At 69.2% G+C, this 16,044-nt stretch carries 16 protein-coding genes and 1 pseudogene; 9 read left to right on the forward strand and 8 right to left on the reverse strand.

What is annotated here, in order from left to right; all coding sequences use genetic code 11:
* Positions 1 to 423: pseudogene (locus tag AOQ53_RS05135) on the reverse strand (PucR family transcriptional regulator); the annotation flags it as partial.
* 61 nt (positions 424 to 484) lie between these two features.
* Between AOQ53_RS05135 and AOQ53_RS05140 the strand changes: the two are divergent.
* Positions 485 to 1,135 carry a pirin family protein gene (locus AOQ53_RS05140; RefSeq protein ID WP_059415425.1) on the forward strand — a complete coding sequence of 217 codons (651 nt, stop codon included), beginning with the start codon at positions 485 to 487 and terminating at the stop codon, positions 1,133 to 1,135.
* A gap of 189 nt (positions 1,136 to 1,324) precedes the next feature.
* On the opposite strand, the gene AOQ53_RS05145 is transcribed toward AOQ53_RS05140, so the two are convergent.
* A complete protein-coding gene (locus tag AOQ53_RS05145) occupies positions 1,325 to 2,140 on the reverse strand; it encodes a serine hydrolase domain-containing protein (RefSeq protein WP_059415348.1) in 816 nt (271 codons plus the stop codon).
* Positions 2,141 to 2,158: 18 nt separating this feature from the next.
* Positions 2,159 to 2,629 carry a GNAT family N-acetyltransferase gene (locus AOQ53_RS05150; RefSeq protein ID WP_059415350.1) on the reverse strand — a complete coding sequence of 157 codons (471 nt, stop codon included), beginning with the start codon at positions 2,627 to 2,629 and terminating at the stop codon, positions 2,159 to 2,161.
* Positions 2,630 to 2,727: 98 nt separating this feature from the next.
* Between AOQ53_RS05150 and AOQ53_RS05155 the strand changes: the two genes are divergently transcribed.
* Both AOQ53_RS05155 and AOQ53_RS05160 read left to right on the forward strand, forming a co-directional pair.
* Positions 2,728 to 3,192, forward strand: a complete 465-nt coding sequence (locus tag AOQ53_RS05155) for a MerR family transcriptional regulator (RefSeq protein WP_059415352.1) — start codon at positions 2,728 to 2,730, stop codon at positions 3,190 to 3,192.
* Entirely contained in the window at positions 3,189 to 4,202 is a 1,014-nt protein-coding gene (locus tag AOQ53_RS05160) for an aldo/keto reductase (protein ID WP_059415355.1), read from the forward strand. The genes AOQ53_RS05155 and AOQ53_RS05160 overlap by 4 nt, the downstream gene beginning before the upstream one ends.
* A 76-nt stretch (positions 4,203 to 4,278) precedes the next feature.
* Here the strand turns inward: AOQ53_RS05160 and AOQ53_RS05165 are convergent, their stop codons facing one another.
* The 3 genes from AOQ53_RS05165 to AOQ53_RS05175 all read right to left on the reverse strand — a co-directional run bounded on the left by AOQ53_RS05165 (position 4,279) and on the right by AOQ53_RS05175 (position 7,069).
* Complete coding sequence (locus AOQ53_RS05165) at positions 4,279 to 5,145, reverse strand: DUF4429 domain-containing protein (RefSeq protein ID WP_059415356.1); 867 nt, start codon at positions 5,143 to 5,145, stop codon at positions 4,279 to 4,281.
* Positions 5,146 to 5,211: 66 nt separating this feature from the next.
* Positions 5,212 to 6,420 carry an alpha/beta hydrolase gene (locus tag AOQ53_RS05170; protein ID WP_059415357.1) on the reverse strand — a complete coding sequence of 403 codons (1,209 nt, stop codon included), beginning with the start codon at positions 6,418 to 6,420 and terminating at the stop codon, positions 5,212 to 5,214.
* A 73-nt stretch (positions 6,421 to 6,493) separates the two neighbouring features.
* Positions 6,494 to 7,069 carry a TetR family transcriptional regulator gene (locus AOQ53_RS05175; RefSeq protein WP_236711600.1) on the reverse strand — a complete coding sequence of 192 codons (576 nt, stop codon included), beginning with the start codon at positions 7,067 to 7,069 and terminating at the stop codon, positions 6,494 to 6,496.
* Between the two features lie 171 nt (positions 7,070 to 7,240).
* Here AOQ53_RS05175 and AOQ53_RS05180 point away from each other — a divergent pair, with 171 nt between their 5' ends.
* Together AOQ53_RS05180 and AOQ53_RS05185 are read left to right on the forward strand one after the other, a co-directional pair.
* Entirely contained in the window at positions 7,241 to 8,860 is a 1,620-nt protein-coding gene (locus AOQ53_RS05180; protein ID WP_059415360.1) for an MFS transporter, read from the forward strand.
* Positions 8,861 to 9,093: 233 nt separating this feature from the next.
* Positions 9,094 to 9,405 carry a hypothetical protein gene (locus tag AOQ53_RS05185; protein WP_059415361.1) on the forward strand — a complete coding sequence of 104 codons (312 nt, stop codon included), beginning with the start codon at positions 9,094 to 9,096 and terminating at the stop codon, positions 9,403 to 9,405.
* A 205-nt stretch (positions 9,406 to 9,610) separates the two neighbouring features.
* Here AOQ53_RS05185 and AOQ53_RS05190 read toward each other — a convergent pair whose 3' ends face one another.
* Positions 9,611 to 10,345 carry a potassium channel family protein gene (locus AOQ53_RS05190; RefSeq protein ID WP_059415362.1) on the reverse strand — a complete coding sequence of 245 codons (735 nt, stop codon included), beginning with the start codon at positions 10,343 to 10,345 and terminating at the stop codon, positions 9,611 to 9,613.
* An 83-nt stretch (positions 10,346 to 10,428) separates the two neighbouring features.
* Positions 10,429 to 13,176, reverse strand: a complete 2,748-nt coding sequence (aceE, locus tag AOQ53_RS05195; RefSeq protein ID WP_059415363.1) for a pyruvate dehydrogenase (acetyl-transferring), homodimeric type — start codon at positions 13,174 to 13,176, stop codon at positions 10,429 to 10,431.
* 446 nt (positions 13,177 to 13,622) lie between these two features.
* Between aceE and AOQ53_RS05200 the strand changes: the two genes are divergently transcribed.
* The 4 genes from AOQ53_RS05200 (at position 13,623) to AOQ53_RS05215 (ending at position 16,044) form a co-directional block, all read left to right on the forward strand.
* Positions 13,623 to 14,060, forward strand: a complete 438-nt coding sequence (locus tag AOQ53_RS05200; RefSeq protein WP_010048512.1) for a DUF3052 domain-containing protein — start codon at positions 13,623 to 13,625, stop codon at positions 14,058 to 14,060.
* Between the two features lie 132 nt (positions 14,061 to 14,192).
* Entirely contained in the window at positions 14,193 to 14,651 is a 459-nt protein-coding gene (locus AOQ53_RS05205) for a peroxiredoxin (protein WP_010048511.1), read from the forward strand.
* A 147-nt stretch (positions 14,652 to 14,798) separates the two neighbouring features.
* Positions 14,799 to 15,374, forward strand: coding sequence for a calcium homeostasis/redox stress adaptation protein (locus AOQ53_RS05210; RefSeq protein ID WP_059415365.1), 576 nt, complete (start codon positions 14,799 to 14,801; stop codon positions 15,372 to 15,374).
* Between the two features lie 94 nt (positions 15,375 to 15,468).
* Positions 15,469 to 16,044, forward strand: coding sequence for a TerD family protein (locus AOQ53_RS05215; protein ID WP_059415366.1), 576 nt, complete (start codon positions 15,469 to 15,471; stop codon positions 16,042 to 16,044).

Below are 16,044 nucleotides of genomic sequence, written 5' to 3' on the forward strand. Positions count from 1 at the left end.
CTCCCGGGCGTAGACGAGCAGGGCCTCGCGCAGCACGTTCTCGTCGCCCGGGGCCGCGACCTCGTCGATCGCGCTCTCCATGACCTCGATGGTGGTGCGCACCATCTCCACGGTCTGCCGCAGCGTGATCGCCCGGGTCAGCTCGCGGGGCGCGGTTCCGAACACGTCGGTGGAGATGGCCTGCGGGGCGTCCGGACGCCGGAACCACTCGGTGAAGGCGGCGATACCCGCCTGCGCGACCAGACCGATCCAGGAACGGTTCTCCGGGGGCATGGCCCGGTACCAGGGCAGCGTCTCGTCCATCCGCGCGATGGCCTGCGCGGCGAGCGATCCGGACGACTTCTCCAGCCGCTTCAGCGTCGCGGCATGCGGGTGGACGTCGTGTGCTGCGGCTTCGTTCTTGCTGGTTTCGGGTCGGGGCACGGGACAAGACTGCCTTATCCGGACGGGAAGGTGCGTCGCCGGGTCTACGGTGGACTCCGTGATGGACGTACGGCGCGCTGATGAGCGCTACCAAGGTGGCGACCCGGAGGCCGGAATCGAGAGCCGGCACGCCTTCTCTTTCGGCCCCCACTACGACCCGGACAACCTCCGTTTCGGCGCGGTGATCGCCTGCAACGAGGAGCACCTGGCACCCGGTGCCGGCTTCGACGAGCATCCGCACAGTCACACCGAGATCGTGACGTGGGTGGTCGAGGGGGAGCTGACGCACCGGGACTCCACCGGGCACGAGTCGGCGGTGCGCCACGGGGACGTGCAGCGGCTGAGCTCGGCGGACGGGATGCGCCACGTGGAGCGCAACGACGGCCCCGACCCCCTGACCTTCGTCCAGATGTGGCTGGCCCCGCTCCGGCCCGGCGGCGACCCGTACTACGAGGTCGTCCACGGCATCGCCGACTCGACGCCCTACGCCGTCCCGGAGGCCGGCGCGATGCTGCACGTACGGCGCCTGGGGGCGGGGGAGCGGACGGCGGTACCGGACGCGGCGTACGCGTACGTGCACGTCGTGCGTGGTGACGTACGCCTGGACGGCGAGGAACTGGGCGCGGGCGACGCGGCCCGGATCACCGACGCCAAGGGCCTGGAAGCCGAGGGCGTGACGGAGGCGGAGCTGCTGGTCTGGGAGATGAACTAGTGCCCCGGCAGGCAACGTTCACCCCGTCGCGACGCCCGGTACGCCCTCTCGCCGCACCGGACGAAAGCCCGAGTGCATCCAGTACGAGGGCTTCCGGCCGGCACTCCCCCGAGCTCTTCGAGCAGGGGGTACCCCCAGAGCACGCACCGGGCGCCGCTCCTTGACGGGCAAACGTTGCCTGCCGGGGCACTAGAGATCGGCCAGTACCGCGTCCGTGAACGCCGGCCACGCCTCGATCGCCCACGGCCCGAACGCCCGGTCCGTCAGTGCGACGCACGCGGCCCGCGCGTCGGGGTCGATCCACAGGAACGTCCCTGACTGCCCGAAGTGCCCGAACGTGCGCGACGAGGACGACGAGCCCGTCCAGTGCGGTGACTTGGAGTCGCGGATCTCGAAGCCGAGCCCCCAGTCGTTGGGGTTCTGGTGGCCGTACCCCGGCAGGACGCCCTTCGTGCCCGGGTAGTGCACGGTCATCGCCTCGGCGACCGTACGGGGGTCCAGCAGACGGGGGCCCTGCACCTCGGCGGCGAACCGCAGCAGGTCCTCGACCGTCGACACCCCGTCCTTGGCCGGAGACCCCTCCAGGCTCGTCGAGGTCATGCCCAGCGGCTCCAGCACGGCCTGGCGCAGGTACTCCCCGAACGGGATGTCGGTCGCCTTCGCGACGTGGTCGCCGAGCTGCTCGAAGCCGGCGTTGGAGTACAGCCGCCGTTCCCCGGGCGGGGCCGTGACCTTGTGCTCGTCGAAGGCGAGGCCCGAGGTGTGCGCGAGCAGGTGCCGGACCGTCGACCCGGCCGGACCGGCGGGCTCGTCGAGCTCGATGGCCCCCTCCTCGTACGCGACGAGCACCGCGTAGGCGGCGAGCGGCTTGGTCACCGACGCGAGCGGGAACCGCTGTCCGGCCGGTCCGTGCGTGCCGAGGACGGTGCCGTCCGCCCGTACGACACCCGCCGCGGCGGTGGGAACCGGCCAGTTCTCGATCAACGCGAGGCTCTTCAGCGACATGCCTTCGAGCCTATGCGCTCAGAGCGCCAGCTCCAGCAAGGGGTCGGGCTTGGGCCGGAAACCGAGGGAGACGTACAGCGGCTCGGCCTCCGGCGAGGCGGTGAGCTGCACGCGCCGGGCGCCGCGTTCGCGGAACCACTCCAGCAGGCTGTGCATGCACGCGCGCGCGTACCCACGCCGACGGGCGTCCGGGTCGGTGGCGACGCTGAAGACGAACCCGACGACGCCCTGCGGATTGCCCGACTTCCCGATGCGGTAGTCGATCGTCCCGGCCACCAGCGACGCCAACGCCCCCGGCCGCTCGGGGTGGTCCACGACGAATGCCGTGAAGTCCCCTTCCGTTTCGCCCAGTTTGGCTCTCAGCGTGGGGAGGGACTCCCCGTGCCAGGCGGTGGAGCCGTCGGCCGCGAACATCGAATCGATCATGACTTGGCGCAGGCGCAGAACTTCCTCGGCGTCCTCGGGCAGGGCACGGCGTACGACACTCATGACGCCCTACGCTAACCAGCCGGATCAAGAAGTGTCCTGCCGATTTCTTACCGTCGGCGCTTGCTTGGAGTGCACTCCAAGGTTCTAGCGTTGGGGGCATGACGGTGATGGAGACCACGGGTACCAGGACCGACACCTGCGCCGGCCCGCCGCAGCAGAACCGGCGTCCGGACGGCCAGGACCGCTACACGATCAGCGAGGTCGTCGCCCTTACGGGCCTGACGGCACACACCCTGCGCTGGTACGAGCGCATCGGCCTGATGCCGCACATCGACCGGTCCCACACCGGCCAGCGCCGCTACACCAACCGCGACCTCGACTGGCTCGACCTCGTGGGCAAGCTCCGCCTGACGGGCATGCCGGTCGCCGACATGGTCCGGTACGCGGAACTCGTGCGTGAGGGCGACCACACCTACGGCGAGCGCTTCGAGCTGCTGAAGACGACCCGTGAGGACGTGCTGGCCAGGATCGACGAACTCCGGGGCACGCTCGCCGTGCTCGACCGGAAGATCAGTTTCTACGCGGACGCCGGGCGTGCCCTGGCGTCGGAGAGGTCCCGATGACGGACGGCAGGATCACGACGGCGAAGCTCGGCGACCACGGCCCCGAGGTGGGTGTCCAGGGCCTCGGCTGCATGGGCATGAGCTTCGCCTACGGCCCCGTGGACGCGGAAGCGTCCCGGGCCACCCTCGAACGGGCGCTCGAACTGGGCGTCACCTTCTACGACACGGCCGACGCGTACGGCGCCGGCGAGAACGAGCGGTTCCTCTCGCCGTTCTTCAAGGCCCACCGCGACGAGGTCGTCATCGCGACCAAGTTCGCCCTGTCGATCCCCCCGGACGACCCGACGCGCCGCGTCATCCGCAACGACCCGCCCTACATCCGTCAGGCCGTCGAGGCGAGCCTGAAGCGCCTCGACGTCGACGTCATCGACCTCTACTACATGCACCGGCGCGATGTGAACGTGCCGATCGAGGAGAGCGTCGGCACCATGGCCGAACTGGTCCGCGAGGGCAAGGTCAAGCACCTGGGCCTGAGCGAGGTGACGGCGGACGAACTCCGCGCCGCCCACGCGGTGCACCCGATCGCGGCCGTGCAGTCGGAGTGGTCGCTGTTCAGCCGTGACATCGAGCCGAAGGTCGTCCCCGCGGCCCGCGACCTGGGCGTGGCCCTGGTCCCCTACTCCCCGCTCGGCCGCGGCTTCCTCACGGGCTCCTTCGCCAAGGCCGAGGACCTGACCCCCGACGACTTCCGCCGCCAGCAGCCCCGTTTCACGGGGGACAACGCGGCGAGGAACGCGGCCCTGCTGGAGCCGATCCGCACGATCGCCTCGTCCCACGGCGCCACCCCGGGCCAGATCGCCCTGGCCTGGGTCCAGCAGCAGGCGGCGGTCCACAACCTCCCGGTCATCCCGATCCCGGGCACCCGCAAGCCGTCCAGGGTGGAGGAGAACACGGCGGCAACCAGGATCGTTCTGACGGAGGAGGAAGTCTCCCTGCTGGACCCGATCGCAGCCCAGGTGGCAGGCAACAGGTACGCGGACATGGCGTTCACTTCGGCGGGTCGTGAGTAGAGGTTCTCAGGGGCGGTGAACTGCGCGACCGGCCACGGAGCACCCGCACCCGCCGGCGCGCAGTACTCCACAGACGCTAAAGCTCCGCCAACAACTCCGCCTTCTTCACCGAGAACTCCTCATCGGTCACCAGCCCGGCCTGGTGCAGCTCCCCCAGATGCCGAATCCGCTCGGCGATATCCGCAGGATCACGCCGCGGCCCAGCCGCGGACACAGCCGCCACCGGACTCGACGTCCGCACCGCCGCCAACACCGCCGCAGCGAACGGCAGTGACTCATGCACGGGTCCATACCCCAGCCCGAACACCACCGCGGCAGGATCCTGGTCAGCCTGCGCAGCCGCGGCCGCCGTCTCCGCTCCGTCGCGCCGCAACAACCGCAGATGCCCCTCGAAGACCTCGGGCGACCGCCACTCCACCCCGTTCAGCTCCCCGACGGAGAAACTCTGGTCCCCGGCCTTCCACTTCGCCGACGACGCCCCGGTCCAGAACCACCGGAAGTTCACGGTCCGCCCGTCGAACGAGGCCTTCCCGTCGTACGCCTTGAACGACAACGGCCCCTTGGGCGGCTCCACGAGGAACCGCTCCGCCGGGCCGGACTCCGTCAGCAGCCCTTGCAGTTCCTCGGCGTAGTACTCCGCGAGGACCTCCCGCTCGGCGGGCAGCACCAGCCGGTAGGGATCGCCGCCGTCCTTGAGCTGCCCGGCGGCCGCCTCCATCAACGGGTCCGCACCGGGCCGCGGCTCGACGCGCAGCACCACCGTGCCGCGCTTCCCGCGCGTCAGTGTCACCCCGGAGATCGCCTCCAGAGGCACACGACGTTCCCCCAGCGCCTGGAAGAGCTTGGGTGTTCGAATTCCCCGCTCGTAACGGATGAGCACGGAGTCGGACTCGAACTCCCAGGCGGCATGATATCCGGCCAGCACATCACCCATGCGGCTCATCGTATGCGGCACGCGCTCCTCCGTCCCCCTCCCGAGCAGACCGCAGTTTCTTCGCCTCTACGCGCGTCAGGCCGCCGCCGTGCCGGACAAACCGGTCCGGCAGACGCCGTCTTCGTGCGCGCAGTGCACCGAGCGGTATGCGCCAACGCCGATCTCTGCGAAATTCATCAGGCTTGCCGTGCCCGGCTCGAAGTAGCCGGCGTGACCCTTCGCACCCTGCGCCGACAACACCCGCGCACCGAACCCGGTGGACACCGGGTCGGCCCCGTGGCCCAGCCCGCCGACCTCCAGGTACGGCACGTCCTGGATCCAGTCGTCGGCGTCCCGCATCGCCCACACCCGGGCGGTGGTGTGCAGCTGGGCGGCCTTCTCGACGCGCATGCCGGGGCTGCCGGCCACCGCGATGTCGGACACCCGGCCCGGCAGCGAGTGCGCGGCGACCCCGCACACCACGGAGCCGTAGCTGTGGCAGAACAGCGAGACCGGCGAACTGTTCGGCAGCGCCCGCACCAGCGCGTTCAGCCGTAGGGCCCCCTCCTCGGCGCGCAACCCAGTGGCCGAGTCGATGCCGAGTCCGCTGGGTGCCGTGTAGTCGGCCCAGGCGATCACGGCTGTACGGGTCGAGGGGCTCGCCGCCCGCTCGGCCGCGTAGAGGGACTCGGCCATGCCGACGGGTGCCGAGTACTTGCGGCGGGTGCGCTGGAAAGTGAGCAGGTCGGTGTCCACACCGGGCACGACGACCGAGACCCGGTCCGCCTCGCGCAGGTCGCCGAAGACCTCCGCCACCCGCCCCGAGCCGTCGGGGTCGAAGGCGAGGATGCGGCGGTCCTTCTCCATGAGGTCTGCGAAGCGGTGCATCCGGCGGCCGGCCTCGTGCTTCCCGGTCTGGGTGAGGCGGCTGTCGTGCATGCGTTCCCGCTCGACCTCTCGTGCCTGGCCGAGCGCGATGCGATTGGCGCGGTAGCGCAGTTCGACCGGGGCGCCGTTCATGTTGCCGACCGCGAGCGGGTACTTACGGACCAGACTCGCGCGGTCCCGCTCGGTGAGCGACGCGAAGAAGCGGGCCAGCTTCGTCGGCTGCGACTGCGGGTCGGGCAGCCGGTGGCCGTCGATCCGGCCGCGCTCCCAGGCGGAGAGCGAGGCCTGCAGCGGCGTGTCGCCCCGCTGGTTGCGCAGAGCCGTCCAACCGCTGGTCGCCAGCATCACGAACACGACGGCCAGAGCGAGCAGTGCGCGCCAGACGTTCAGTTGCGGGGTGGTGTCGAAGGAAGTCACTGAAAGGACACACTAGGAGAACGAAGGGGTCTCGCGTTAACCAAGTGACCGGGATCACGTTTCGGTGTATGCGCTAAGGGGACTGTCCCGTACGCCAGTTCCCGGCCAGGGCCGGGCCCACCTGATCGAGGTAGGTGGCGGTCAGTTGGCGCATCCCTTCGAGGCTGAGGTCGTCCCCCGCGGACCACAACCGCTCGGTGACGCGAATCACCCCGCCGAAGAGCGCCACGATGATCCTGGGCCGCGGATCCGCGTCCACGTCGAGGCCCTCACGCCCGGCGATGATGCGCGCGAGCTCCTCCTCCAGTTCCGCCGCCCGCCGCAGATGGGCGGCGAGCAGTGCGGGCGTCGACTCGATCACCCGGTAGACGCGCATATGGAGGTCGACCGGCACGATCTCCTCGATCGTCTCGTTGATCGCGTCCCAGCTCTCCAGCAGGGCCCGGCGCAGCGCCTCCAGCGGGGCCTCGCCCGGCGGGCGGGCCCGTACGGCCTCGACGACCTGAGTCTCCGCGAGCCGCGTCACGTAGAACGCCGCCTCCTCCTTGCCGGCGAAGTAGCGGAAGAAGGTGCGCTGCGAGACGTCGACGGCGGCGGCGATGTCGTCGACGGTCGTCTCCTCGTACCCGCGCGTGGCGAACAGTTCCATGGCCGCCCGCAGCAGCGCGTCCCGGGTGCGCAGCTTCTTGCGTTCGCGCAGGTTCAAGAGGTGCCTTTCTCTGAAGGGTTTGCCCAGTTCAGGCTATAGGGGGGTGTCGTGTCAGTTACCGACTTGTGAATTGGTTTGTCAATTGTCAGTGACTGTCATTAGCCTCGACGCATGACTAGTCAGACCACCATCGACACGACGGGGTCGGGGGGCAAGGCACCGGCGACGCCGTCGGGCGCGACGCCGGGCAAGGGGCTGCGGGGGCACCCCTGGCTCACCCTCATCACCGTCGCTGTGGGGGTCATGATGGTGGCCCTCGACGGCACCATCGTGGCCATAGCCAACCCCGCCATACAGAAGGACCTCGGCGCCACCTTCGCCGAGGTCCAGTGGATCACCAACGGATACTTCCTCGCCCTCGCGGTCTCCCTGATCACCGCGGGCAAGCTCGGCGACCGCTTCGGTCACCGGCAGACCTTCCTCATCGGCGTCGTCGGCTTCGCCGCCGCCTCGGGCGCCATCGGTCTGTCCGACAGCATCGCGCTCGTCGTCACCTTCCGCGTCCTGCAGGGCCTCTTCGGCGCGCTGCTGATGCCGGCCGCGCTCGGTCTGCTGCGGGCCACCTTCCCGGCCGAGAAGCTCAACATGGCGATCGGCATCTGGGGCATGGTCATCGGCGCCTCCACCGCGGGCGGCCCGATCCTCGGCGGCGTGCTCGTCGAGCACGTCAACTGGCAGTCGGTGTTCTTCATCAACGTGCCGGTCGGTGTCCTCGCCGTCGTCCTCGGCGTCTGGATCCTCCTCGACCACCGTGCCGAGAACGCCCCGCGCTCCTTCGACATCCTCGGCATCGCCCTGCTGTCCGCCGCGATGTTCTGCCTCGTCTGGGCCCTGATCAAGGCTCCGGAGTGGGGCTGGGGCGACGGCAGGACATGGGCGTTCATCATCGCGTCGGTCGTGGGCTTCGCACTGTTCTCCTTCTGGGAGACGAAGGTCAGGGAGCCGCTGGTCCCGCTGGCGCTGTTCCGCTCCGTCCCGCTGTCCGCGGGTGTCGTGCTGATGATCCTGATGGCCATCGCCTTCATGGGCGGGCTGTTCTTCGTGACGTTCTACCTCCAGAACGTGCACGGCATGAGCCCGATCGACGCCGGTCTGCACCTGCTCCCGCTCACCGGCATGATGATCGTCGGCTCGCCGCTCGCCGGCGCGATGATCACCAAGGTCGGCCCGCGGATCCCGCTCGCGGGCGGCATGGCGCTCACCGCGATCGCCATGTACGGGATGTCGACGCTGGAGACGGACACCGGCAGCGGCATCATGTCGGTCTGGTTCGCCCTGCTCGGCCTCGGCCTCGCGCCGGTCATGGTCGGCGCGACCGAGGTCATCGTCGGCAACGCGCCGATGGAGCTGTCGGGCGTGGCGGGCGGTCTCCAGCAGGCCGCCATGCAGATCGGCGGCAGCCTCGGCACGGCCGTGCTGGGCGCCGTGATGGCCTCCAAGGTCGACAGCGACCTCGCGGACAACTGGACGAAGGCGGGGCTTCCGCCGCTGACGCCGGAGCAGGAGCACCAGGCGTCCGAGGCCGTCCAGGTCGGTGTCCCGCCGGTGGCGCCGGGGACGCCGGACGCGATCGCCGCGAAGATCACGGGCGTCGCGCACGACACGTTCATCTCCGGCATGAGCGCGGCGTCCCTCGTCGCCGCCGGTGTCGCCGTGGTGGCGGTGCTGGTGGCGTTCCTCACCAAGCGCGGTGAGAACGCGGGCGCCGGCGCGGGCGCGGCGCACATCTGACGGTCTCTCCCGGGTGTTCGCCTATCAGGGTGAACAAGACCGCCGATCCCTCCCCTCCGGCGGGTATCGCAGGTCACAGTGGGTCAAGTCCTCCGCAGGGCATGGAGGACGGACGCTGCGGCGCGCTGCTGGAGGGGGGCAGCGCGCAAGCAGCGGGATTGAGGCCCGTTTTGGGGGTACTCGCCATGTCGTACCCGAACCGAACCCAACCGACCGAGGGTTTACGGGAGTTGATGATGGCGAGCTTCGGACACGGTACGCGCAGGCACCCCCGCTCACGTGGCCGGACGTGGTCACGGACCGGGCCGGATCGCGCGACGCTCGGAATCATCGGTGTCATCTGCGCGGTTGCCGGATTCTTCGTGCTGGGGATCATCCTCGGCCCCGTGGCGATCGTCTGCGGCTGGCTCGCCATGGGCCGTACCTGGTCGGGCTCCCGCCCGGCCACGGCCGTGGTCGCCCTCGTCCTGGGCGCCATCGACACGCTCCTGGCCATCATCTGGCTGGCCGGAGCGACGACTCCGGGCAACGGCATGCTGTTCTGACCCGGGGAAGTGAGGGAAGGGCCCCTGGCCACCAGGCCGGGGGCCCACCTTCGTGTCCGGTGCGCCCAGCTGCGGGCAGTCGTGCCGCTGGGGCGATGGGGGTCCCCCTGCTCGAGCGAAGCCGAGAGCTTGGGAGGGTGGACGCAGCGGCACCCCGCTCCGCCGGGGCCGCGCACCCACCCGCCCCGGGCGCCCGCGCCGAGCACTACTCAACGGACGTTCCCTTCAACGCCGCCACCTCCCCCCGCAACGCCCGAACCTCCTCCGTCAACTCCCGTATCGCCTCCGTCTGCCGCCGCTCCTCCACATCGTCCTTCTCGAACCGCGCGATGAACCACGCCGCGATGTTCGCCGTCACCACACCCAGCAGAGCGATCCCGGACAACATCAGCCCCACCGCGAGCATCCGCCCCAACCCGGTGGTCGGCGAATGATCCCCGTACCCCACGGTCGTCATCGTCGTGAACGACCACCACACCGCGTCACCCAGCGTCCGGATGTTTCCGTCCGGCGAGTCCCGTTCCACCGACAGCACCGCCAGCGACCCGAACATCAGCAGCCCGACCACCGCACCGGCGACATAGGTCGTCAGCCTGATCTGCGAGGCCATCCGCGCCCGCTGCCCCACCAGCAGCAGCGTCGACACCAGCCGCAGCAACCGCATCGGCTGAAGCATCGGCAGCAACACCGCACCCAGGTCGAGCCAGTGCGTCCGGACGAACACCATTCGCTGCTCGGCGAGCGCGAGCCGTACGACGTAGTCGAGTGCGAACACGCCCCACACCACCCACTCGACGGCCGTGCACACCTCCACCACGTCCCGGCTCGCGTCGGGCCGGACGATCGGCACGGCATAGGCGACGGCGAACGCCAGGGCCAGGCCGAAGAGGGGCCGTTGCGTGTGTTGTTCCCAACGGAGTTGGGCCGACTGCTGCTGCATGGCCGAATCGTAGAAAAGGTGAAGGGGTGGTGTGTCCACGGTGTACCCGTGAGGCTCACCACCCCTTGGCAGGGCCTGACGCGTTACGCGTCGCCGCCCGCGGCCCCCGGGTCGGCCGCCGACACGTCGAGCAGCTGGTACCGGTCGATGGCCTGCTTGAGCACCGACCGGTCGACCTTGCCCTCACGGGCCAGCTCGGTCAGCACCCCCACCACGATCGACTGCGCGTCGATGTGGAAGAAGCGGCGGGCCGCGCCCCGTGTGTCGGCGAAGCCGAAGCCGTCCGCGCCGAGCGACTGGTACGTCTGCGGCACCCAGCGCGCGATCTGGTCCGGAACCGATCGCATCCAGTCGGACACGGCCACGACCGGGCCCTGCGCGTCGGCCAGCTTCCGCGTCACGTACGGCACCCGCTGCTCCTCCTCGGGGTGCAGCAGGTTGTGCTCCTCGCAGGCCACGGCCTCGCGCCGCAGCTCGTTCCAGGAGGTCGCCGACCACACGTCGGCCTTGACGTTCCACTCCTCCGCGAGGATCTTCTGCGCCTCGACCGCCCACGGCACCGCGACACCGGACGCCATGATCTGCGCCGGGATCGAGCCGCCTGTGCCCTCGCTGAAGCGGTAGACACCCTTGAGGATGCCCTCGACGTCCACGTTCTCCGGCTCGGCCGGGTGCTGGATGGGCTCGTTGTAGACGGTCAGGTAGTAGAAGACGTCCTCGCCGTGCGGGTGCTCCTCGGAGCCTCCGTACATCCGGCGCAGGCCGTCCTTGACGATGTGCGCGATCTCGAAGCCGAAGGCCGGGTCGTAGGACACGCAGCCGGGGTTCGTCGAGGCGAGCAGCTGCGAGTGGCCGTCCGCGTGCTGGAGGCCTTCACCGGTCAGGGTCGTCCGGCCGGCGGTCGCGCCCAGGACGAAACCGCGCGCCAGCTGGTCGGCCATCTGCCAGAACTGATCGCCGGTGCGCTGGAAACCGAACATCGAGTAGAAGACGTAGACCGGGATCAGCGGCTCGCCGTGGGTCGCGTACGCCGAGCCGGCGGCGATCAGGGACGCCGTGCAGCCGGCCTCCGAGATGCCGTCGTGCAGCATCTGGCCGTTCGGCGACTCCTTGTAGGCGAGCAGCAGGTCACGGTCGACCGACTCGTACTGCTGGCCGAGCGGGTTGTAGATCTTCGCGCTCGGGAAGAACGAGTCCATGCCGAACGTGCGGTACTCGTCCGGCGCGATCAGCACGAACCGCTTGCCGATCTCCTTGTCCCGCATGAGGTCCTTGAGGAGACGGACGAACGCCATCGTCGTCGCGATGGACTGCTGGCCCGAGCCCTTCTTCACGGTCGCGTACGTCTTGTCCTCGGGCAGAGGCAGCGGCTTGGACCGTACGACGCGCGTGGGGACGTAACCGCCGAGCGACCTGCGGCGGTCGTGCATGTACTGGATCTCCTCCGAGTCCGGACCCGGGTGGTAGTACGGCGGCACGCCGGACTCCAGCTCCTTGTCCGAGATCGGCAGGTGCAGGCGGTCGCGGAAGCGCTTCAGGTCGTCGACCGTCAGCTTCTTCATCTGGTGCGTGGCGTTGCGGCCCTCGAAGTTCGGGCCCAGCGTCCAGCCCTTGATCGTCTTGGCGAGGATCACCGTCGGCTGGCCCTTGTGCTCCACGGCCGCCTTGTACGCCGCGAAGATCTTCCGGTGGTCGTGACCGCCGCGGCCCAGGTGCAGGATCTGGTCGTCGGTCATGCCCTCGACCATCGCGCGCAGGCGGTGGTCGTCCCCGAAGAAGTGGTCGCGGATGTACGCGCCGGTCTCCGTGGCGTACGTCTGGAACTGCCCGTCCGGCGTGGTGTTCATCTTGTTGACCAGCACGCCGTCGCGGTCCTGGGCGAGCAGCGGGTCCCAGGTGCGGTCCCAGACCAGCTTGATCACGTTCCAGCCGGCGCCGCGGAAGATCGACTCCAGCTCCTGGATGATCTTGCCGTTGCCGCGCACGGGGCCGTCGAGGCGCTGGAGGTTGCAGTTGACCACGAACGTGAGGTTGTCCAGGCCCTCGCGGGCGGCGATGGACAGCTGGCCCAGCGACTCGGGCTCGTCCATCTCGCCGTCGCCGAGGAAGGCCCAGACGTGCGACTTCGAGGTGTCGGCGATCCCGCGCGCCTGCATGTAGCGGTTCATGCGCGCCTGGTAGATCGCGCCGATCGGGCCGAGCCCCATCGACACCGTCGGGAACTCCCAGAAGTCCGGCATCGACCGCGGGTGCGGGTACGACGACAGCGCGTACGGCGCCTTCGACTTCTCCTGGCGGAAGCCGTCCAGGTGCTGCTCGCTGAGCCGGTCCAGCATGAAGGCCCGGGCGTAGATGCCCGGCGAGGCGTGGCCCTGGAAGAAGACCTGGTCGCCGCCGTCGCCCTCGTCCTTGCCGCGGAAGAAGTGGTTGAAGCCGACGTCGTAGAGGGAGGCGGAGGACGCGAACGTGGCGATGTGGCCGCCGACGCCGATGCCGGGGCGCTGGGCCCGGGAGACCATCACCGCCGCGTTCCACCGGGTCGCGTTGAGGATCTTCCGCTCGATCTCCTCGTTGCCCGGGAAGAACGGCTCGCTCTTGGTGGGGATGGTGTTGACGTAGTCCGTGCTGCGCATCTCCGGCACGGCCACGCGCTTCTCGCGGGCCCGCTCGATCAGCCGCAGCATCAGGTAGCGGGCGCGCTCGCGGCCGCGCTCGTCGACGGCGGCGTCGAGGGAGTCGAGCCACTCCTGCGTCTCTTCGGGATCGAAGTCAGGAACCTGACTCGGAAGGCCGCCAATGATGATCGGGTTGCGATCGGATGCGGAAGCCACGCTGTTCCTTACCTGTCAGAGGGCCTGCGAGGGCCGCTGTTTCGCTGGGGTCGCCGGTCGTTGTCGCTCTGGCCGCGCCGCTCCCATGGTCCACCTCGGGGCCGTAAACGTCATCTCTACCCAGCGGTAACCCGGGCGTGGGAGCGGCTCCGTGACGTATGGGGCGAATACCTTCGAGTCTCGTACCCGCGGACGATTCCCAAACGCCCAAACAGGGCAGAAAGGTGTGGTGTCCGTCACCTTGGGCCATGATGGTGTGCCTGGTGTTGCGGTGACACCGCCAGGATCGTCACCGTTTCGGCGGTCTGAACGGCCGGGTACTTGCGCGATCCGTCCCGCCCGTGTGGACTACGGCCAATGCTTCGCGCACGCGCGTGGCTGAGATTCCCCCAAGCTCAAAGGAGCAGGGGGCACCCCCATCCCAAGACATGATCAGGAGGCACCCCGTGAGCGCGACCGCGGACCACGCGGAGGAGCGGACGAACCCTGCCGCCAGGCTGGGGTTCCAGCCCGGGCAGGTGGTCCAGGAGATCGGCTACGACGACGACGTGGACCAGGAACTCCGCGAGGCCATTGAGGGCATCGTCGAGGGCGACCTGGTGGACGAGGACTACGACGACGTGGCCGACGCCGTTGTGCTGTGGTTCCGTGACGACGACGGCGACCTGACGGATGCGCTGGTCGATGCCACCACGTACATCGAAGAGGGCGGCGCGATCCTGCTCCTCACGCCGAAGACGGGCCGTTCGGGCTACGTCGAGCCGAGCGACATCTCGGAAGCCGCCACCACGGCGGGCCTGACGGCGTCGAAGAGCGTCAGCGTCGGCAAGGACTGGAGCGGCAGCCGGCTGGCGACACCCAAAGCCGCCAAGTCGAAGCGTTAGCCGTACGGCGCGTCCACGCGCCGGTCGTACGGAAGGGGCGGGCCGGCATCGTCGGCCCGCCCGCCGGTCTGTGCCGGTCCCTGCGTAGGGTGTGTCCCATTCGAGAAGCCCCATGAAGGGACACCCACAACGATGGCGATCCAGGTCGGCGAGAAGGCCCCCGACTTCGAGCTGAAGGACAACCACGGCGCGAGCGTGAAGCTGTCCGACTTCCGCGGTCGGAAGAACGTGGTGCTGCTCTTCTACCCCTTCGCCTTCACAGGCGTGTGCACCGGTGAGCTGTGCGAGCTGCGGGACAACCTGCCGCAGTTCTCCGACCGCGACACCCAGTTGCTCGCCGTCTCCAACGACTCCATCCACACGCTGCGCGTCTTCGCCGAGCAGGAGGGCCTGGAGTACCCGCTGCTGTCGGACTTCTGGCCGCACGGCAACGTCTCGCGCGCCTACGGCGTCTTCGACGAGGACAAGGGCTGCGCCGTGCGCGGCACCTTCGTCATCGACAAGGAGGGCGTCGTGCGCTGGACCGTCGTCAACGGCCTGCCGGACGCGCGCGACCTCAACGACTACGTGAAGGCGCTCGACACCCTGTGACGCTGGTCGGGCGTCATGCGCTCGACACCCGCTGATTTGTCGGCTCCAGGGCCTGCGAGGGGCGGGAACCCGTCACTAGGATCGACTCGTTGATCCGACATCCGAGCACAACGGGGCATCCCGCCCCTGAACACCTATGGAGGACTCGTGGGAGTCAGCCTCAGCAAGGGCGGCAACGTATCGCTGACCAAGGAGGCCCCGGGCCTGACCGCGGTCATCGTGGGTCTGGGGTGGGACATCCGCACCACGACCGGCACCGACTTCGACCTGGACGCCAGCGCGCTGCTGCTGAACTCGTCCGGCAAGGTCGCGAGTGACGCGCACTTCATCTTCTTCAACAACCTCAAGAGCCCCGACGGCTCGGTCGAGCACACCGGTGACAACCTCACCGGTGAGGGCGAGGGCGACGACGAGCAGATCAAGATCGACCTCGCCGGTGTCCCGGCCGACGTCGAGAAGATCGTCTTCCCGGTCTCGATCTACGACGCCGAGACCCGCCAGCAGTCCTTCGGCCAGGTGCGCAACGCGTTCATCCGCGTCGTGAACCAGGCCGGCGGCGCGGAGATCGCTCGCTACGACCTGAGCGAGGACGCCTCCACCGAGACCGCCATGGTCTTCGGTGAGCTCTACCGGCACGGCGCGGAGTGGAAGTTCCGCGCCATCGGCCAGGGCTACGCCTCGGGCCTGCGCGGCATCGCGCAGGACTTCGGCGTGAACGTCTGAGCCGCTCAAAGGTCCCTCTGTCCGGCGCCGCACGGTTTACGTGCGGCGCCGGACGTGCAGGACCCACCTGAGAAACACACCCGGGGAGGGAACCATGGGCGTCACGCTCGCCAAGGGAGGCAACGTCTCCCTGTCCAAGGCCGCACCGAACCTCACTCAGGTGGTGATCGGGCTCGGCTGGGACGCACGCTCGACCACCGGAGCCCCGTTCGACCTCGACGCCAGCGCGCTGATGTGCAGCGGCGGGCGGGTACTCGGGGACGAGTGGTTCGTGTTCTACAACCAGCTCAAGAGCCCGGACGGTTCCGTGGAGCACACCGGTGACAACCTCACCGGCGAGGGCGACGGCGACGACGAGTCGCTCCTGATCGACCTCTCCAAGGTGCCGGCCCAGTGCGACAAGATCGTCTTTCCCGTCTCCATCCACATGGCCGACGAACGCGGCCAGACCTTCGGCCAGGTCAGCAATGCCTTCATCCGTGTGGTGAACCAGGCGGACGGCCAGGAACTCGCCCGCTACGACCTCAGCGAGGACGCCTCCACGGAGACCGCGATGATCTTCGGCGAGGTTTATCGCTACCAGAGCGAGTGGAAGTTCAGGGCCGTCGGGCAGGGGTACGCGTCGGGGCTGCGGGGCATCGCTCTCGACTTCGGGGTCAACGTCTCGTAA

The organism is Streptomyces azureus (genome assembly GCF_001270025.1).
Lineage (GTDB): Bacteria > Actinomycetota > Actinomycetes > Streptomycetales > Streptomycetaceae > Streptomyces > Streptomyces azureus.

Excerpts from the sequence above, each read along its gene's own strand:
- AOQ53_RS05140 (WP_059415425.1), top strand. The coding sequence starts at position 485 with ATGGACGTACGGCGCGCTGATGAGCGCTACCAAGGTGGCGACCCGGAG.
- AOQ53_RS05145 (WP_059415348.1), bottom strand. The coding sequence starts at position 2,140 with ATGTCGCTGAAGAGCCTCGCGTTGATCGAGAACTGGCCGGTTCCCACC.
- AOQ53_RS05150 (WP_059415350.1), bottom strand. The coding sequence starts at position 2,629 with ATGAGTGTCGTACGCCGTGCCCTGCCCGAGGACGCCGAGGAAGTTCTG.
- AOQ53_RS05155 (WP_059415352.1), top strand. The coding sequence starts at position 2,728 with ATGACGGTGATGGAGACCACGGGTACCAGGACCGACACCTGCGCCGGC.
- AOQ53_RS05160 (WP_059415355.1), top strand. The coding sequence starts at position 3,189 with ATGACGGACGGCAGGATCACGACGGCGAAGCTCGGCGACCACGGCCCC.
- AOQ53_RS05165 (WP_059415356.1), bottom strand. The coding sequence starts at position 5,145 with ATGAGCCGCATGGGTGATGTGCTGGCCGGATATCATGCCGCCTGGGAG.
- AOQ53_RS05175 (WP_236711600.1), bottom strand. The coding sequence starts at position 7,069 with ATGGAACTGTTCGCCACGCGCGGGTACGAGGAGACGACCGTCGACGAC.
- AOQ53_RS05180 (WP_059415360.1), top strand. The coding sequence starts at position 7,241 with ATGACTAGTCAGACCACCATCGACACGACGGGGTCGGGGGGCAAGGCA.
- AOQ53_RS05185 (WP_059415361.1), top strand. The coding sequence starts at position 9,094 with ATGATGGCGAGCTTCGGACACGGTACGCGCAGGCACCCCCGCTCACGT.
- AOQ53_RS05190 (WP_059415362.1), bottom strand. The coding sequence starts at position 10,345 with ATGCAGCAGCAGTCGGCCCAACTCCGTTGGGAACAACACACGCAACGG.
- AOQ53_RS05205 (WP_010048511.1), top strand. The coding sequence starts at position 14,193 with ATGGCGATCCAGGTCGGCGAGAAGGCCCCCGACTTCGAGCTGAAGGAC.
- AOQ53_RS05215 (WP_059415366.1), top strand. The coding sequence starts at position 15,469 with ATGGGCGTCACGCTCGCCAAGGGAGGCAACGTCTCCCTGTCCAAGGCC.